Source organism: Laedolimicola ammoniilytica, from assembly GCF_025567165.1.
GTDB classification, from domain to species: Bacteria; Bacillota; Clostridia; order Lachnospirales; family Lachnospiraceae; genus Laedolimicola; species Laedolimicola ammoniilytica.
Genome location: NZ_JAOQKC010000020.1, coordinates 50,191 through 65,622, shown reverse-complemented (window position 1 = coordinate 65,622; position 15,432 = coordinate 50,191). Strand labels below are relative to the sequence as shown.

The following is a 15,432-nucleotide window of genomic DNA, read 5'->3' as shown; positions in this document are numbered from 1 at the left end:
TACTTCTTCCTTCACGCGGCGTCGCTGCATCAGGGTTTCCCCCATTGTGCAATATTCCCCACTGCTGCCTCCCGTAGGAGTTTGGGCCGTATCTCAGTCCCAATGTGGCCGATCACCCTCTCAGGTCGGCTACTGATCGTCGCCTTGGTGGGCCGTTACCTCACCAACTAGCTAATCAGACGCGGGTCCATCTCATACCACCGGAGTTTTTCACACTAGGTCATGCGACCCTGTGCGCTTATGCGGTATTAGCAGTCATTTCTAACTGTTATCCCCCTGTATGAGGCAGGTTACCCACGCGTTACTCACCCGTCCGCCACTCAGTCACAAAAATCTTCATCCGAAGAATCAAATTTAAGCGCTTCGTTCGACTTGCATGTGTTAAGCACGCCGCCAGCGTTCATCCTGAGCCAGGATCAAACTCTCATGTTTAAGTGTTTGAATCCGGTCCAGAAATCACAACTAGCAATTTCTTTCCCGTATTACTGTTAAAAGGTGTTCAATCTTATTTCTAAGACCGAACTGTTCTTGAATTCATTCTCTTAGAATTTTCAAGGTTTTACACTGTTCAGTTATCAAGGTTCGTTGCACTCGCTCTCGCGATTCAGCTTTGATATATTATCATGTTTGCAACCGATTGTCAAGTACTTTTTTCAACTTTTTTTCGATTGTTTTTGATATTTTCAAAACTAAGCGGAGAAGAAGGGATTTGAACCCTTGCGCCGCTATTAACGACCTACTCCCTTTCCAGGGGAGCCCCTTCGGCCAGCTTGGGTACTTCTCCAAGATGCTCGATTTCTTTTAAATCGATATTTTATATGCCACCGCTGTATCAGTGGTAACTAACGGAGAGGGTGGGATTCGAACCCACGCGCCCTTTCGGACAAACGGTTTTCAAGACCGCCTCGTTATGACCACTTCGATACCTCTCCACACTCTGACGTGTTTTCCGCCCTTGCGTGGCGACAAAATGTATTCTATCATCACTAGTCGACAATGTCAACAACTTTTTTCAATTTTTTTATATTTTCTTTACAAACCTATCTTTTGCCCTGCTTTCAGCAGGCGGAACAGGCGCAAAGCGGCCTGATAATACAGGGTTTCCGCGTTGGCAAAGGCATCCTCGGCAGACATGAAACCATTTACCGTAGTTAATATAGAAAGAATTCCATGCTGATAGATCTGTTCCGCGCCTTCTCCCATACCTCCCGCCAGAGCTACTGCTGGAACCCTGCGGCGCAGACAGCGATCACCCACTCCCTGTACCACTTTGCCATAACAGGATTGCCAGTCGGTACAGCCCTCTCCGGTTACCACCAGAGATACACCCTCCAGTCGGCTGTCAAACCCGATCAAATCCAGTACGGTCTCGATGCCGGAACGAAGCTCTGCGCGAAGGAACACCAGCAGCGCAGCGCCCAGTCCTCCTGCCGCGCCGGACCCCGGAATGGTATCCGGATTCATTCCATATGTCCGGATAAGGATATCCCGGTAATTCTCCATGCCGCGCTCAAGACGTTCCAGTACCTCCGGCGTCCCGCCCTTCTGCGGACCAAAGGTATAGGTAGCCCCCTGTTCTCCACAGAGAGGATTCGTCACATCGCACATAACTGTAAAACGGGTATCCGCAAGCCGGCTGTCCAGTCCGCTGTCATCTATCTCAGCCAGATGTTCCAGATCGGAACCATTTCCCATAAGCTCCCGACCCTCCCGGTCAAGGAAACGGATGCCCAACGCGCGCATACAGCCCATGCCGCCGTCATTGGTGGCGGATCCGCCGATGGCAATGGTGATATCACGAAAGCCTCTGTCCAGGGCGTCACGAATCAGTTCGCCGGTTCCGTAGGAGCTTGTATACAGGGGATTCTTCTTTTCCGACGGCACAAGGGCATAGCCGGATGCAAGCGCCATCTCAATGATTGCCCTGTTCTCATCCAGCTTTCCATAATAAGCGGTTCGATTCTGCATGAGGGGATCCGAAACCTCGACATAAAGCTTTTCTCCCTGTACTGCTTTGATCACTGCATCCGCTGTCCCTTCCCCACCGTCAGCTACCGGAATACTCTCGCAGCTGCAGGAGGGAAATACCTCTTTTGCGGCTCTGGTCAGAAGCCTTCCCGTATCTTCACTGGATAACGTTCCTTTGAATGAATCTGACGCAAACAAAAATTTCATCACTGTCCTGTTCTCCTGATTTTCCGAATATAAGTTTCCTTTGCTTCTACGAATACCCTATTTCCGATTATGCAAAAAGGTCGCGGCGATCTTCAGATCCTCCGGCGTGGTCAGCTTGATATTCTCATAGGAGCCTTCCACCAGCTTCACCTTCGTATCCGTAAATGCTTCCACAATCATGGCGTCATCCGTCACATCACTGCGGCCGCTCTGCTCCAGAGCCGCGTAGGCCTTATAAGCCAGACGGAAATCAAATACCTGCGGGGTCTGCACATTCCATACCCGGCTGCGGGACGGAGTTTCGGATACAAAGCCGTCGGCGTCCGCAATTTTGACCGTATCTTTGCTGGGCATGCCGACTACACAGGCATGATATGCTTCTACCGCGTCAAAGGCGCGGCGCAGAATCTCTTCATTTACAAAAGGACGCACGCCGTCGTGAATGAATACAAAGCCATCCTTTTCTTCCTCACTCAGGCTTTTTTCAAGCGCTTTGAGGCCGTTCCAGACCGAAGCGTAGCGCTCATGGCCGCCGGCCACGACAACACTCACCTTGTCGAAATGGTATTTTTCTACAATCTCATGCTTTACATAGTCTATCTCTGTCTCGCCGGTCACCAGAAGAATCTGATCGATGAGCGGGGACTCCTGAAAAGCCCGGATAGAATAATAGACGATGGGGTGTCCCTCCAGTTCCAGAAACTGCTTGTGAATCTGGCCACCCATCCGTTTTCCCTGACCTGCTGCCAGGACGATGGCCGCGCATGATTTTCTCTTCATATCATATCTCCTACCATACTCTCATGTAGCTATATCTATACTCTACAAACACCTTTTTCTATAAACAGGACCCGTATCATACGATACTATCTCTCAGCAATGAAACAGACAGCAACATACATTACCGCTCGCCCAGCTTCAAATTCGGAACTGCGTTCAAGTCAAGACCGTTCCGTTTGCCGGCGATAAACTCATAGTAAGCCGCCACGCCGATCATGGCCGCGTTGTCCGTACAGAAAATCGGAGACGGATGATAAAATTCGATCTGACGCTCCGCACACGCCTTCTCGAAGGCCGCCCGAAGAGCGGAATTGGACGCCACGCCGCCGGCAATGGCAAATTTATTGAGGTCGCTTTCCTTCACTGCGATCATGGCATGCTCCACCAGTACGTCGCAGACTGCCTTCTGGAAAGAAGCCGCCACATCGGCGCGGTTGACCTCGATTCCCTTCATCTGGCAGCCATTCAGATAGTTCAACACGGCGGACTTCAGGCCGCTGAAGCTGAAGTCGTAGGGAGAATCTTCGAATTTCGGGCGTGGAAACGTGATGGCCTCCGGATTGCCCTCTTTGGAAATCTTATCAATCTTCGGACCGCCCGGATAACCGAGGCCAATGGCGCGGGCCACTTTATCAAAGGCCTCTCCGGCCGCGTCGTCACGGGTCCGTCCCAGAATCTCGTATTTTCCATAATCCCGTACCACCACCAGATGGGTGTGACCGCCGGATACTACCAGACACACAAAGGGCGGTTCCAGATCCGGATTTTCGATATAATTGGCGGAAATATGTCCTTCAATATGATGTACGCCCACCAGCGGCAGCTTTTTTGCATAACTGATGGCTTTCGCCTCGGCCACGCCCACCAGCAGCGCGCCCACCAGCCCCGGACCATAGGTGACGCCGATGGCGTCCAGATCGTCCAGAGTCATATGCGCTGTGGTCAATGCTTCCTCGATGACCTGATTGATGCGCTCGATATGCTTGCGGGACGCGATTTCCGGAACCACGCCGCCATAGAGGGTATGCAGATCAATCTGGGAGGAAATCACATTAGAGAGCACTTCCCGGCCATTTTTCACCACGGAAGCCGCTGTCTCATCACAGGAGCTCTCAATTCCCAGGATATAGATATCTTTTTTCGTATTCATCGTCTCACTCATTTTTCATCATCCTCAAAATCCAGTTCTACGGATTTTCTGTCCTTTCCGGCGACTGCGCGCGGGAATATCTTCCGTACTTCGTCCATATATTCTTCGGGGCGGGTCAGGGACGGGCTGTAATGGGTCAGCCACATTTCCTTCACGTCTGCCTCTTTTGCCAGACGGGCTGCCTCATAGAAGGTCATATGCTTGTTGGCCACGGCCTTGGCCTGCTTGTCCTTCTCGCCATACATACCCTCGCAGATAAAAAGATCCGCGTTCTTCGCATTTCTGGAAATGGACTCTGTAGGCCGGGTATCCGTACAATATACCAGCTTAATACCCTTCCGGGGCGCTCCCATAACCATATCCGGCGTATACACCGTTCCGTCTGCCTCGATGGTTTCCCCCTTCTGCAGACGATTCCAGAAATTTTTCGGAATGTTCAGGCTCTGAGCCTGCTCCAGATTGAATTTGCCCGCCCGTTTAATCTCAATGGAATAACCGTAACAGGTCACGTTATGATTGACCCGGAATGCTTTGATGTGATAACCGTTCAGCTCCAGCTCCTCTTCCGCCTTTGTCAATTCGATAAATTCAATGGGAAAGGGAAGCTCCGGCGCGATGACGCGTAAGGCGTTGACCACCCGTTCCAGCCCCTTGGGTCCCACTAACGTCAGAGGTTCCGTCCGCTCCGCATTTCCCATGGTAAGCAGAAGCCCCGGCAGGCCGCTGATATGATCCCCGTGGAAATGGGTAAAGCAGATCACATCAATGGGCTTAAAGCTCCAGCCCTTTTCCTTTACCGCTATCTGCGTTCCCTCTCCGCAGTCTATCAGTACACTGCTTCCGTTATATCGCATCATCAGCGCTGTAAGCCAGCGATAGGGCAGCGGCATCATGCCTCCGCTTCCCAGTAAACATACATCTAACATTCCTGTCTCCTAATCTTCCTATCTTATAACCATTCGATCTGTTCTGTCCGCGTTACAGGGACTTTAAACTGCCCGGTAATGCAGTCATAACATGCCTCGCACAGGTCAAAGCTGTCCTGTTCTCCATCCTTTTCGGACGGATAGCCCCAGCTTTGCCGCACAGCGCAGACTCCCTCCATGGGAATACCGCCGCGCAGGGCAACGACTTTACCGCAGCAGTTGCAAATCAGTCTGGTTAAAATTCTTGTCTCTGTTGTCTTATACTCACGCATCTTATTCCTCCCGCCGCTTTCGCAGCTCTGTGTCATTCCGCCGCGCTATCCTCTGGCGCACGACCGGACTCTACGTTTTTATTTTACGTGAATATTCTACATAATCCGTTTTTTTCTGCCTAGTGGAAATGGCTGTCAATCTTATGTCAACCTTTTGTCATAATCACAGCGTCCTCTACAGGCTGCTCATAAAAGCCCTTCCGGATTCCCACCCGGGTAAAGCCGCTCCGTTCATACAGATGAATGGCCGGTTCATTGCCGGCGCGCACCTCCAGGATATAGCGCTCCAGCCCCCGTTCTCTTCCGTATGAACCTAATTTTTCCAGAAGCTTTCCGGCAATTCCCTGCCCACGCAGCTCCTTCTTTACCGCCACGTTGGTGATTTCCCCTTCTTCAAAGCTCTGATAGCAGACGCAGTAGCCTGCAATCTGGCCGTCCTTTACCGCTGTCAGCAGAATCGTGTGGGGCAATCCAAGGCTTTCCCGGAAGGCTTCCTCTGACCAGGGCGGAGCGATCGCTTCCCGCTCAATAGCCGCTACCTCTGCCAGATCTGCTTCCTCCATAAGACGGATTTCCGGCTCGCTCATGCCTGCTCTCCTGATGCCTGCGTTTTCTGCTCTCTTTTCAATCTCTCCTGCTCCGCGCGTTCCCGCTCTGCCTGGGACAGACGCAGATAATCGGGACGATGCTCTGCCGCTGTCTCTGTCTTTCCGGCGCGGACATAAGAAACCGCGAGCATGGCTACCGCCGCTGCCCGCTGCTTATTCACATGGGCCGGGGCGAAGGAAAAGGCGACTCCCTTCATAAGCTCGTCCGTTAATACCTGACGGAACACCGGTACACCGTCGCCCAGGAAAATCACGTCTCTTCCAAGTTTACATAATTTTTCCGCAATTTCTTCAATGCCGACTGCCATCTGAGGCTCCAGTGCCACCAGTTTCTCACCCTGAAATTCATAAATACCGGTGTAGACCTGATTTCTGCGGGCGTCCATCAGCGGGCAGATGATTTTGTCTGTTCCATATAAATTATAAGCCAGGGCGTCTACCGTAGGAATGTGTACCAGCGGCTTGTCCAGTGCCAGCCCCAGTCCCTTGGCTGTGGCGGAACCGATGCGTAAGCCTGTAAAGGATCCGGGGCCACCCGCCACGGCGATGGCGTCGATGGTGTTCAGATCCAGCTCGATCATTTTCGCAATCTCATCCAGCATGGGAAGCAGCGTCTGGGAATGGGTCTTTTTATAATTGACCGTGTACTCCGCCAGGAGATTGCTGTTCACTCCGTCGTCCTCTACCACCGCTACGGACGCTACCAGTCCGGAGCTGTCCAGTCCTAATATCTTCATCTTATTCTCTCTCCTCCAGGGTTATTTTCCGGTAATCGAAGCCCTTCTCCAAATCCTTCTCTATCCGGATCGCCGTATGCTTTTTGGGAATCAGCTCTTCAATCAGCTCCGCCCACTCAATCAGGCAGACGCCGTCCCCATAAAAATAATCCTCATAACCAATCTCATCCATTTCTTCTATATCACCGATCCGGTATACGTCAAAATGATAAAACGGAAGGCGTCCTTCTTCATACTCCTGCACAATCGTGAACGTAGGGCTGTTCACATGCTCGGTGACGCCCAGTCCCTTTGCGAAGCCCTGGGTAAATACGGTCTTGCCCACGCCCAGGTCGCCGGTCAAGGTGTAGACGGTTCCGGGAAGGGCTTCCCGGCCCAGCTTTTCACCAAGAGCTCTGGTGTCTGTTTCTGAAAATGTCTCTGTGATCATGTTTTTACCTCGTCATAAAATCTATCCGGGGAGTTTCCATCTAAAACTCCCTCACGTAAGAAAGAATCCTGCGAAGCAGGATTCTCCGCCTGCGGCGGGTCGCATAAGCGACACGATTCCATTCCGCCGCAGTGCGATCCCCCGGAGGGGCTTTTTGCTCTATAGGAATCATAGTTTTCACGCTTTAATGTGACGCAGTATTTCCTATAGAGCAATAAAGAGCCCCGCAGATACTGCGAGGCTCTTTTTACTGCTGTTTTCAGCCGTTTCTGCGGCTTTATTATAGCATTTCCCTTTTCTACTGTCCAGTTCTTCCCTAATGCTTTTTCAGAATCGGGCTGATGTGCTTGTAGAGCAGCATGGTAATAGCGGATACGATCACGCCCTTCAGGATGTTAAACGGCACCACTGCAAAGAATACCAGGGTCCAGACGCTCTGGATATGACTGTTGATCGCAGTTCCCATTCCGATGATAGCTTCCATGGGCATTCCGAAAAGCTCTGAGAATTTCGGCAGCAGATAAAGGGCGTTGAATCCGCTTCCAAAAATTGTCATTACCACTGTACCCACTGCCAGGCCTGCGATCGCCATTTTCCGGTTCTTTTTTATGTAATAGAGAATAGACGCCGGAAGCACCAGACTGCAGCCCACTACAAAATTAGCGAAATCTCCTACAAAGGCTGTGGTGGTTCCCTTGAGCACCAGCTTTAAGAGCACCTTACAGAGCTCGGTCGCCACACCTGCCACCGGTCCCATGGCAAAGGCACAGATCAGTACCGGAATCTCACTGAAATCCAGCTCATAGAAGCTGGGCGCAAACCACAGAGGCAGCTCAAAGAGCATCAGTACTGCCGCAATTGCGGAAAATACGCCTACCAATGCCACCCGGCGAGCCGGGGAATTGGTCCGGGGCATGGAGTTTTTCTTGCGAAGAGCTTTCTCCATCACGCTGGCCACCACAAAAATAGCCACTGCAATCAGCAGGCAGACTCCCAGAAACGCTACGTTGTCCTTTACACTTTGCATCAGATTTGACATGTTACAGATTCTCCTTTTCTGAATAAAAATTAGAAAGGATAATTCTTCGAAAAAAAGCCCTGAGCACAACCATGCTCAGGGCAAAAAAGCAAAGCAAATAAAACTACGCTCTGTTTTTCTTCTCTCATCCAGACTTTACTGTCGGTATCGGAATCTCACCGATTCGGCCATATCTCCTATAGATACGGTTCGCGGACTTTACCGCCGGTCGGGAATTACACCCTGCCCTGAAGAATTAACCATATTCTGATGTGTATTATAAGCCTGTTACGGGATTTCTGCAAGTACTTTTCTGTATAATTTTCTAAAATTCCGCACATCCTCTTTTATGGTGAAGAATATGAAAAAACGATTTATTTTCTGCGGCCTGGTGGGCTGGTGTCTGGAAATCTTCTGGACGGGACTGAAATCGCTCCAGCGGCGGCAGATGAAGCTGATGGGACATTCCTCCATCTGGATGTTCCCCATCTACGGGATGGCGTTTCTCTTCGCGCCCATTTCCCGGCTGCTGAATGGAAAAAGTGTCTGGGTGCGGGGCAGCGTGTATGCGGGCGGGATCTTTCTGACGGAATATCTGAGCGGCATGTTTCTGAAGAAACGGGGGCTATGTCCCTGGGATTACAGCCATGCGAAACTTAATGTAAATGGCGTCATAAGACTGGATTACGCACCGGTGTGGTTCCTGACCGGATTGCTCTATGAGAAGCTGCTGAACAAATTTATGGCTTCTTAAAATTTTTTTCACAAAAGATTAAATCCTTTTCCGCGGTTTTCTGGTATACTTAAGTGAAAGCAATCTGTTCTGCTTGATAGTTACCAGAATTTTACATTCTATTGTGAAAAGAACGGAGTTTTTACTATGGCTGAAGCTAAGATTATAGTCGTGGACGACGAGAAGGAAATCGCGGATCTGATCGCCCTGTACCTGACCAACGAGGACTATGAAGTTCATACCTTTTATAATGGAACCGATGCGCTGCGTTATATAGAAACGGAATCGCCGGATCTGGCGGTGCTGGATGTGATGCTGCCGGATATGAGCGGTTTTTCCATCTGCCAGAAAATCCGAGAGACACAGAATTTTCCCATCATCATGCTGACTGCGAAGGACGAGGAGATCGACAAAATCACAGGTCTCACCCTGGGGGCCGACGATTATATGACCAAGCCCTTCCGCCCGCTGGAGCTCATTGCCCGGGTAAAGGCCCAGCTGCGCCGTTTTACCAAGTATAACAATTCACCTGTCCAGGAAAAAGATCCGGATTCTGTCACCATCTCCGGCCTTACCATCAACAAGCGGGATCATACCTGTACCCTGAACGAGCAGCCGCTGGCGCTGACGCCTACGGAATTCTCGATTCTCTGGAGCCTCTGCAAGAACCGGGGCCAGGTAGTAAGCTCCGACCGGCTCTTCTACGACGTCTGGGGTGAAAAATATTACAGCAGTAATAACAACACGATCATGGTACACATCCGGCATCTCCGGGAAAAGATGAACGATTCCAGTGAGAAGCCCAAGTACATCAAGACCGTCTGGGGAGTGGGGTATAAAATTGAATAAGAAGCAGTCGCGGGGCAGTAAATATGTCCTCTTTGAACGAAAGCTGATGCGGAAAATCCTGTCGCTGGTGCTGGTGGCCATCTGTGCTGTGATCCTGCTGCGGGAGCTGATCCGGGGCCGCTTCGGAAATACGGTGGTGGGCTTTCTGACCGGCCTGTTCCGCCTGGATTACGACGACGCCCTCTATATCTACGAACTGATTTTCCGGGATAATTTAAATGTGATCATTGCCGGAGCAATCATCATCGCAATCATTCTGGTATTCCGGTATTCCATCCGCTGGATGACCGAATATTTTGACGAGATTTCTGCAGGCTGCGACGCGCTGTTGGACGAAAAAACGGAGCTTATCTCCCTTTCCCCGGAAATGGGATTTCTGGAGCTGAAGCTGAACGAATGCAAGAATATTCTGGAGAAACGGGAGCGGGATGCCCGCCAGGCCGAGGAGCGCAAAAATGATCTGGTGGTCTATCTGGCCCACGATATCCGTACGCCGCTGACCTCAGTCATCGGCTATCTGGATCTGATGAAGGAGGCGCCGGATCTGCCTGTGGAGCAGCGGGGTAAATATCTGTCTATCACGTTAGACAAGGCTTACCGGCTGGAGCAGCTCATCAATGAATTTTTTGAGATTACCCGGTTTAATCTGCACAATATTCCATTGACAAAGGAAAATATTCCTCTGTCCTTTTTGCTCATGCAGCTTTCCGAGGAGTTCTACCCGATTCTGACGCCCGGTGGAAAATCAGTGCATCTGAATGTGCCCGAGGATCTGATTCTCCCCGGAGACCCGGACAAGCTGGCCCGGGTATTCAACAACATTTTGAAAAACGCCGCGGCGTACAGCCTTCCGAATACGGTTATCGAGATTCGCGCCTGGAAAGAAGCGGAGCAGATTCATATCACCTTTACGAATCAGGGAGCGCAGATTCCAAAAGAGCAGCTGGCCATGATTTTCGAAAAGTTTTACCGGCTGGACAGCGCGCGGTCTTCGGAGAAGGGCGGAGCCGGACTGGGACTGGCCATCGCCAGAGAGATTGTAACGGCCCATCACGGGACCATTTCAGCAGAAAGCGACGAGCAGGGAACGACCTTTTCGATGGTGCTGCCTGCCGCTTAAATCAAAAATTTTCTTTTTCCTGTTCCATAAAAAATACCGTTTATCCACACATTCGCGATAAACGGTATTCTTTATACACATTTTACTCTATTTTCTCTTGTACTTTTCCTCACAGTATTTGCAGCGGTATACCTCTTTGCGCGGATCAGTCAGAACGAAAACCTGATCCAGCTCCTGCTCAATGGATGTGATGCAGCGGGGGTTCTTGCACTTTACGATATTTCGAATCTCCTTCGGAAGGGTCAGAGTTTTCTTCTCGGTCACCTTCTCATCCTTTACGATATTGACCGTGATGTTGTGGTCGATGAAGCCCAGCACATCCAAATCGATGTAATCAATGGGGCACTCGATTTTCATCAGATCCTTCTTGCCCATCTTCTCACTGCGGGCATTCTTGATGATGGCTACGGTACAGTCCAGCTTATCCAGATTCAGATATTTGTAAATCTCCATGCTCTTGCCCGCCTGGATGTGATCCAGGACGAAGCCCTCGGAGATACGTCCTACGCTTAACATTGACATTATACATTCACCTCCAGAAGTGTGAGAATCAGCGCCATACGCACGTAGACGCCGTACTGTACTTGCTTGAAATAAGCAGCTCTCGGGTCGCTGTCCACCTCGACCGAAATCTCATTGACTCTGGGCAGTGGATGCAGAACCAGCATATCCGGCTTCGCCAGTGCCATTTTCTCCTTATTCAAGATGTAGAAATCTTTCAGACGGATGTAATCCTCCTCATTGAAGAAACGCTCCTGCTGAACACGGGTCATATACAGCAGATCCAGTTCGCCAATGACGTCCTCCAGGCGCTCCACTTCTTTATAATTCTGACCGTTGGCGTCCAGCACCTCCTCGCGGATGTAGCTTGGAATCCGCAGCTCCTCCGGAGAAATAAATACGAAGTTCACATCTTCATAGCGAACCAGCGCCTTCACCAGAGAATGCACAGTACGACCAAACTTCAGGTCACCGCAAAGACCGATGGTAATATGGTCCAGGCGTCCCTTCAGAGAACGAATGGTCATCAGGTCTGTCAGTGTTTGGGTCGGATGCTGATGGCCGCCGTCGCCTGCATTGATCACCGGAATTCCGGAAACTGCGGACGCTACCATCGGAGCTCCCTCTTTCGGGTGTCTCATCGCACATATATCAGCATAACAGGAAATCATACGAATTGTATCGGAAACACTTTCTCCCTTGGAAGCGGAACTGGATGCCGCACTGGAAAATCCTAAGACCTGACCACCTAAATGGATCATAGCAGATTCAAAACTAAGTCTCGTTCTTGTACTCGGTTCATAAAACAATGTCGCCAGAACCTTCCCATCACAGGCATGCGCGTATTTTGCAGGATTCTTCTCAATGTCGCTGGCCAGGTCCAGAACCTTCGCCACCTCGTCCACAGAAAAATCCAGCGGGCTCATAAGATGTCTCATAATAACCTCCTACTTGGCTTTGTCAATTTTTATCCTGTAATATATTACATCAAAGTTTTCCGGATTTCAACAAATATCTTTTGCAAAATTGTATTTTTTCAAGTATACTTCTAGGTAGAGTGATTATAACAGTTTTGCCCGCAGAACGGCTGCGGAGATTCAGGCTCGGGACACAGGAAAGCATCCCCCATCCAGAGAGAAAGAGAGGCATACATTATGGAATTCAAAGAGAAAAAACGCTGGGTATTCTTAGGACTGCCCTTTACTTTTACTACCTATACAATTAATGAGGAAATCGTCCGCATCGACGAGGGCTTTCTGAACCGCAAGGAAGACGACTGCTACATGTACAAAATCCAGGACGTCACCCTGACCGCCAGCCTTTTCGAGCGTATCGCAGGCCTGGGCACCGTCATCTGCAACACCGGCGACGTCACCCACCCCAAGCTGGAACTGACCCACATCAAAAATGCCCGCGCCATCAAAGACTTTGTCCTCCAGCAGTCCGAGGAGCAGCGCATGAAGCGCCGGACATTAAACACCCAGAATATCGGAGCCATGCCGGATCCGGATCATTTTCACGACATGCACGATGACTGTGGAATGCCGCATATGCACTGAAAAAGAATGTGCAAGCTCTGCTTGCTTTTATGGAATAAGGAATTCTATAGAAATTTCCTATTCCTAAAAGAGAGCCCCCGCAAGGGGGCTCTCTTTCAGGCAAAGCGATAAGCCGGGTTATGTCATTGGATGTTCATCTATCTAGTCCTGCCGTCGCCGACAGGCTCAAGCGACCCACCTGAGACACCCGGGCCGGGTTAAGTCTCGTTTCGGTCTTGCTCCGAACGGGGTTTACATGGCTCCGCCTGTTACCAGACGGACGGTAGTCTCTTACACTGCCTTTCCACCCTTACGTTAGCAATGAGCCCAGTCTACCTGAGATTGCTGCGCAATCCCGGGTTACGCGGCATTCGCAGCGCAACCCGACAGCCACAAAGCCTGTTCGAAAAGTAAATTTTTCATTCAGGCTTTCTGCCTGCCGGGTATACTCGGCTCATTGCTAACGCGGTATATCTCTGTTGCACTGTCCCTGAAGTTGCCTCCGCCGGACGTTATCCGGCGTCCTGCCCTGTGGAGCCCGGACTTTCCTCACCTGGCACCTTTCGGCCTGCCAGCCGCGAACATCTGCTTTACCTGCGTGTTACAGTATAACACGGGGCAATCCGGCTTGCAAGTAAGATTTCCGGCTTTTCTGATTTCTCATTCTGCTCTTGTTTGACAAACTTTTAACCATTTTATCAATTTTCCTTGACGGGTTCCCCCATTTCCACTATGATAGATCTAACTATAACGCATACAAGAACCCTTGCGATACATAAGGAGGCACAGGATGACAAAAGAAGAACTGACAAAACGCCTTGGAAAGGGAACCCTGATTCTGGACGGAGCTACCGGCTCCAATCTGATGAAAGCCGGTATGCCCAAAGGCATCTGCACCGAGCAGTGGGTGGCTGAGCATCCGAACGCCATCATCGAACTTCAGAAGACTTATGCGGAGGCGGGATCAGATATCGTCTATGCCCCCACCTTTATGGCCAATCCCATCAGTCTCGCCACCCATGGTCTGGCGGCTGAGACCGAACGGCTGAATCATACGCTGGTGGGACTTTCCCGGAAGGCCGTAGGCGATCAGGTTCTGGTGGCCGGAGACCTGACTACCACCGGCAAGCTGATGGAGCCGCTGGGACCCATGAAATATGAAGATTTATATGAATCCTATAAGAAACAGATTTCCTGTCTGGCCGACGCAGGCGTGGATCTGCTGGTGGCTGAGACCATGCTGGCCTCCAATGAAACCCTGGTTATCCTGGACGCCGCGCAGGCTGTCTGTGATCTGCCGGTATTCTGCACCCTGACCATGGAGGCCGACGGAAGCCTGTTCTTCGGTGGAAATGTATTTGACGCTGTGGAAGAGCTGGAAGCTATGGGCGCATTTGCGGTGGGCTGCAACTGCTCCACCGGCCCGGATCAGCTGGAATCCGTCATCGCCGGTATCCGGCAGCGGGTATCCATCCCGGTCATCGCAAAACCGAACGCGGGCATGCCCACCATTTCCGCTGAAACCGGTGAGGCTGTGTACAGCATGGCACCGGAAGAGTTCGCCAGGAGCATGCTAAAGCTGAAGGCGGCAGGCGCTTCCATTCTGGGCGGATGTTGCGGAACGACGCCGGAGTTTATCCAGGAATTAAAGAAAACTTTAAATTCATAACGAACGCAAAGAAAACCCGGCAGCTGCCGGGTTTTCCTGTTCTCCGCTATTTTCTCAGATATAAAATTCGCTGCTGATCCGTTCCCTCTGCTGCTCCAGCAAGTCTTCCAGGGTTACACTGTCCACATATTCGTTGATCGCCTTGTAAAGTCCTTGCCAGAACGGAAGCGTCACGCATTCCGCCTGACGCGGACAGGAATTGACCTCCTGCTCCAGACAAGCCACCGGCGCCAGCTCTCCCTCGGCATACCGCAGGATCTCTCCCACCGTATAGTCCTTCGGCAGCTTCGCCAGACGATAGCCGCCCTGAGGTCCCCGGACGCTCTCAAGCAAGCCCAGCTTCCCGAACTGGGACACGATCTGCTCCAGGTATTTTAAGGAAATTCCCTGTCGCGCCGAAATTTCTTTTAATGGCACATAACGTCCTTCCCCATTAGCTGCCAGATCCAGCATAAAACGGAGCGCATAGCGCCCCTTTGTTGAAATTTTCATCTTATGCTCCCTTATTTTTCTTTCTTTTCCAAACGCGCAAATACCATATCGTAGCCGTCCTCGCCATAGTTCAGCGATCTGTTCACACGGCTGATGGTCGCTGTAGAAGCTCCCGTCTTCTCAGCAATCTCCAGATAGGTCTTCTGCTCCCGCAGCATCTTCGCTACTTCGAAGCGCTGGGAAAGAGAGAGTAATTCATTGATAGTGCATACATCCTCGAAAAATGTATAGCACTCTTCCTTATTCTGAAGACTCAAAATCGCGTCAAACAGAAAATCAACGGCTTCCGTCCTAATTTTCTTGTTCATGACATTTCCCTTCTTTTTATTTCATAATATATCTATTTTAACACAGTAAAATTTTAAAGTCCAGAAATCTTTTGCTTTCTTTTTCTAAAATCTTTCTTAATTCTTTCTTTTTTCCCCACATTTTTA

At 50.6% G+C, this 15,432-nt stretch carries 18 protein-coding genes, 2 tRNA genes, 1 rRNA gene, 1 other RNA gene and 1 riboswitch; of the genes, 5 read left to right on the top strand and 17 right to left on the bottom strand.

Features of this window, described 5'->3' with window-relative positions; genetic code table 11:
* The 12 genes from OCV63_RS13390 to OCV63_RS13335 all read right to left on the bottom strand — a co-directional run.
* Window positions 1-432 (bottom strand): 16S ribosomal RNA (locus OCV63_RS13390); the annotation flags it as partial.
* A gap of 262 nt (window positions 433-694) precedes the next feature.
* A tRNA-Ser gene (locus OCV63_RS13385) sits at window positions 695-784 on the bottom strand.
* Between the two features lie 62 nt (window positions 785-846).
* Window positions 847-932, bottom strand: a tRNA-Ser gene (locus OCV63_RS13380).
* 100 nt (window positions 933-1,032) lie between these two features.
* On the bottom strand, window positions 1,033-2,175 hold the full coding sequence (locus OCV63_RS13375; RefSeq protein ID WP_158364662.1) for a glycerate kinase family protein: 1,143 nt from the start codon (window positions 2,173-2,175) through the stop codon (window positions 1,033-1,035).
* A 57-nt stretch (window positions 2,176-2,232) separates the two neighbouring features.
* Window positions 2,233-2,955, bottom strand: coding sequence for a 2-C-methyl-D-erythritol 4-phosphate cytidylyltransferase (ispD, locus tag OCV63_RS13370; protein ID WP_158364648.1), 723 nt, complete (start codon window positions 2,953-2,955; stop codon window positions 2,233-2,235).
* 121 nt (window positions 2,956-3,076) lie between these two features.
* Entirely contained in the window at window positions 3,077-4,117 is a 1,041-nt protein-coding gene (gene tsaD, locus OCV63_RS13365) for a tRNA (adenosine(37)-N6)-threonylcarbamoyltransferase complex transferase subunit TsaD (protein ID WP_331485562.1), read from the bottom strand.
* Window positions 4,114-5,031 carry a ribonuclease Z gene (locus tag OCV63_RS13360; RefSeq protein ID WP_158364646.1) on the bottom strand — a complete coding sequence of 306 codons (918 nt, stop codon included), beginning with the start codon at window positions 5,029-5,031 and terminating at the stop codon, window positions 4,114-4,116. The genes tsaD and OCV63_RS13360 overlap by 4 nt, the downstream gene beginning before the upstream one ends.
* A 23-nt stretch (window positions 5,032-5,054) precedes the next feature.
* On the bottom strand, window positions 5,055-5,303 hold the full coding sequence (locus tag OCV63_RS13355) for a hypothetical protein (RefSeq protein WP_158364644.1): 249 nt from the start codon (window positions 5,301-5,303) through the stop codon (window positions 5,055-5,057).
* Between the two features lie 146 nt (window positions 5,304-5,449).
* Window positions 5,450-5,890, bottom strand: a complete 441-nt coding sequence (rimI, locus tag OCV63_RS13350; protein WP_262670873.1) for a ribosomal protein S18-alanine N-acetyltransferase — start codon at window positions 5,888-5,890, stop codon at window positions 5,450-5,452.
* The gene (gene tsaB / locus OCV63_RS13345; protein ID WP_262670872.1) at window positions 5,887-6,648 is read right to left on the bottom strand and encodes a tRNA (adenosine(37)-N6)-threonylcarbamoyltransferase complex dimerization subunit type 1 TsaB; all 762 of its coding nucleotides are present in this window, start codon (window positions 6,646-6,648) and stop codon (window positions 5,887-5,889) included. The genes rimI and tsaB overlap by 4 nt, the downstream gene beginning before the upstream one ends.
* A 1-nt stretch (window position 6,649) precedes the next feature.
* A complete protein-coding gene (tsaE, locus tag OCV63_RS13340) occupies window positions 6,650-7,078 on the bottom strand; it encodes a tRNA (adenosine(37)-N6)-threonylcarbamoyltransferase complex ATPase subunit type 1 TsaE (protein WP_158364642.1) in 429 nt (142 codons plus the stop codon).
* Window positions 7,079-7,394: 316 nt separating this feature from the next.
* On the bottom strand, window positions 7,395-8,117 hold the full coding sequence (locus tag OCV63_RS13335) for an ECF transporter S component (RefSeq protein ID WP_262670871.1): 723 nt from the start codon (window positions 8,115-8,117) through the stop codon (window positions 7,395-7,397).
* A 112-nt stretch (window positions 8,118-8,229) separates the two neighbouring features.
* Window positions 8,230-8,356, bottom strand: a riboswitch (FMN riboswitch).
* Between the two features lie 101 nt (window positions 8,357-8,457).
* Here OCV63_RS13335 and OCV63_RS13330 point away from each other — a divergent pair.
* From OCV63_RS13330 to OCV63_RS13320, 3 genes are all read left to right on the top strand, one after another.
* Window positions 8,458-8,850, top strand: a complete 393-nt coding sequence (locus tag OCV63_RS13330) for a putative ABC transporter permease (protein WP_158364656.1) — start codon at window positions 8,458-8,460, stop codon at window positions 8,848-8,850.
* 126 nt (window positions 8,851-8,976) lie between these two features.
* Complete coding sequence (gene vanR, locus OCV63_RS13325; protein WP_158364634.1) at window positions 8,977-9,678, top strand: VanR-ABDEGLN family response regulator transcription factor; 702 nt, start codon at window positions 8,977-8,979, stop codon at window positions 9,676-9,678.
* A gap of 46 nt (window positions 9,679-9,724) precedes the next feature.
* A complete protein-coding gene (locus OCV63_RS13320; protein ID WP_158364654.1) occupies window positions 9,725-10,798 on the top strand; it encodes a sensor histidine kinase in 1,074 nt (357 codons plus the stop codon).
* Window positions 10,799-10,885: 87 nt separating this feature from the next.
* On the opposite strand, the gene OCV63_RS13315 is transcribed toward OCV63_RS13320, so the two are convergent.
* Window positions 10,886-11,320 (bottom strand): aspartate carbamoyltransferase regulatory subunit, encoded by a 435-nt coding sequence (locus tag OCV63_RS13315; protein WP_158364632.1) that lies wholly within the window; start codon window positions 11,318-11,320, stop codon window positions 10,886-10,888.
* A complete protein-coding gene (gene pyrB / locus OCV63_RS13310; RefSeq protein WP_158364630.1) occupies window positions 11,320-12,237 on the bottom strand; it encodes an aspartate carbamoyltransferase in 918 nt (305 codons plus the stop codon). The genes OCV63_RS13315 and pyrB overlap by 1 nt, the downstream gene beginning before the upstream one ends.
* Window positions 12,238-12,453: 216 nt before the next feature.
* Between pyrB and OCV63_RS13305 the strand changes: the two genes are divergently transcribed.
* Complete coding sequence (locus tag OCV63_RS13305; RefSeq protein WP_158364628.1) at window positions 12,454-12,858, top strand: PH domain-containing protein; 405 nt, start codon at window positions 12,454-12,456, stop codon at window positions 12,856-12,858.
* 92 nt (window positions 12,859-12,950) lie between these two features.
* Here OCV63_RS13305 and rnpB read toward each other — a convergent pair.
* An RNA gene (gene rnpB, locus OCV63_RS13300) (RNase P RNA component class A) lies at window positions 12,951-13,434 on the bottom strand.
* A gap of 193 nt (window positions 13,435-13,627) precedes the next feature.
* On the opposite strand from rnpB, the gene OCV63_RS13295 reads away from it, so the two are divergent.
* On the top strand, window positions 13,628-14,506 hold the full coding sequence (locus OCV63_RS13295; protein ID WP_158364626.1) for a homocysteine S-methyltransferase family protein: 879 nt from the start codon (window positions 13,628-13,630) through the stop codon (window positions 14,504-14,506).
* 54 nt (window positions 14,507-14,560) lie between these two features.
* Here OCV63_RS13295 and OCV63_RS13290 read toward each other — a convergent pair whose 3' ends face one another.
* On the bottom strand, window positions 14,561-14,998 hold the full coding sequence (locus OCV63_RS13290; protein ID WP_158364625.1) for an RrF2 family transcriptional regulator: 438 nt from the start codon (window positions 14,996-14,998) through the stop codon (window positions 14,561-14,563).
* Between the two features lie 11 nt (window positions 14,999-15,009).
* Complete coding sequence (locus tag OCV63_RS13285; RefSeq protein WP_158364623.1) at window positions 15,010-15,306, bottom strand: YerC/YecD family TrpR-related protein; 297 nt, start codon at window positions 15,304-15,306, stop codon at window positions 15,010-15,012.
* Window positions 15,307-15,432: the final 126 nt, after the last annotated feature.

Coding starts and splice junctions, on each gene's coding strand:
- OCV63_RS13375 (WP_158364662.1), bottom strand. CDS start 2,175: ATGAAATTTTTGTTTGCGTCAGATTCATTCAAAGGAACGTTATCCAGT.
- ispD (WP_158364648.1), bottom strand. CDS start 2,955: ATGAAGAGAAAATCATGCGCGGCCATCGTCCTGGCAGCAGGTCAGGGA.
- tsaD (WP_331485562.1), bottom strand. CDS start 4,117: ATGAGTGAGACGATGAATACGAAAAAAGATATCTATATCCTGGGAATT.
- OCV63_RS13360 (WP_158364646.1), bottom strand. CDS start 5,031: ATGTTAGATGTATGTTTACTGGGAAGCGGAGGCATGATGCCGCTGCCC.
- OCV63_RS13355 (WP_158364644.1), bottom strand. CDS start 5,303: ATGCGTGAGTATAAGACAACAGAGACAAGAATTTTAACCAGACTGATT.
- rimI (WP_262670873.1), bottom strand. CDS start 5,890: ATGAGCGAGCCGGAAATCCGTCTTATGGAGGAAGCAGATCTGGCAGAG.
- tsaB (WP_262670872.1), bottom strand. CDS start 6,648: ATGAAGATATTAGGACTGGACAGCTCCGGACTGGTAGCGTCCGTAGCG.
- tsaE (WP_158364642.1), bottom strand. CDS start 7,078: ATGATCACAGAGACATTTTCAGAAACAGACACCAGAGCTCTTGGTGAA.
- OCV63_RS13335 (WP_262670871.1), bottom strand. CDS start 8,117: ATGTCAAATCTGATGCAAAGTGTAAAGGACAACGTAGCGTTTCTGGGA.
- OCV63_RS13330 (WP_158364656.1), top strand. CDS start 8,458: ATGAAAAAACGATTTATTTTCTGCGGCCTGGTGGGCTGGTGTCTGGAA.
- vanR (WP_158364634.1), top strand. CDS start 8,977: ATGGCTGAAGCTAAGATTATAGTCGTGGACGACGAGAAGGAAATCGCG.
- OCV63_RS13320 (WP_158364654.1), top strand. CDS start 9,725: ATGCGGAAAATCCTGTCGCTGGTGCTGGTGGCCATCTGTGCTGTGATC.
- OCV63_RS13315 (WP_158364632.1), bottom strand. CDS start 11,320: ATGTCAATGTTAAGCGTAGGACGTATCTCCGAGGGCTTCGTCCTGGAT.
- pyrB (WP_158364630.1), bottom strand. CDS start 12,237: ATGAGACATCTTATGAGCCCGCTGGATTTTTCTGTGGACGAGGTGGCG.
- OCV63_RS13305 (WP_158364628.1), top strand. CDS start 12,454: ATGGAATTCAAAGAGAAAAAACGCTGGGTATTCTTAGGACTGCCCTTT.
- OCV63_RS13295 (WP_158364626.1), top strand. CDS start 13,628: ATGACAAAAGAAGAACTGACAAAACGCCTTGGAAAGGGAACCCTGATT.
- OCV63_RS13290 (WP_158364625.1), bottom strand. CDS start 14,998: ATGAAAATTTCAACAAAGGGGCGCTATGCGCTCCGTTTTATGCTGGAT.
- OCV63_RS13285 (WP_158364623.1), bottom strand. CDS start 15,306: ATGAACAAGAAAATTAGGACGGAAGCCGTTGATTTTCTGTTTGACGCG.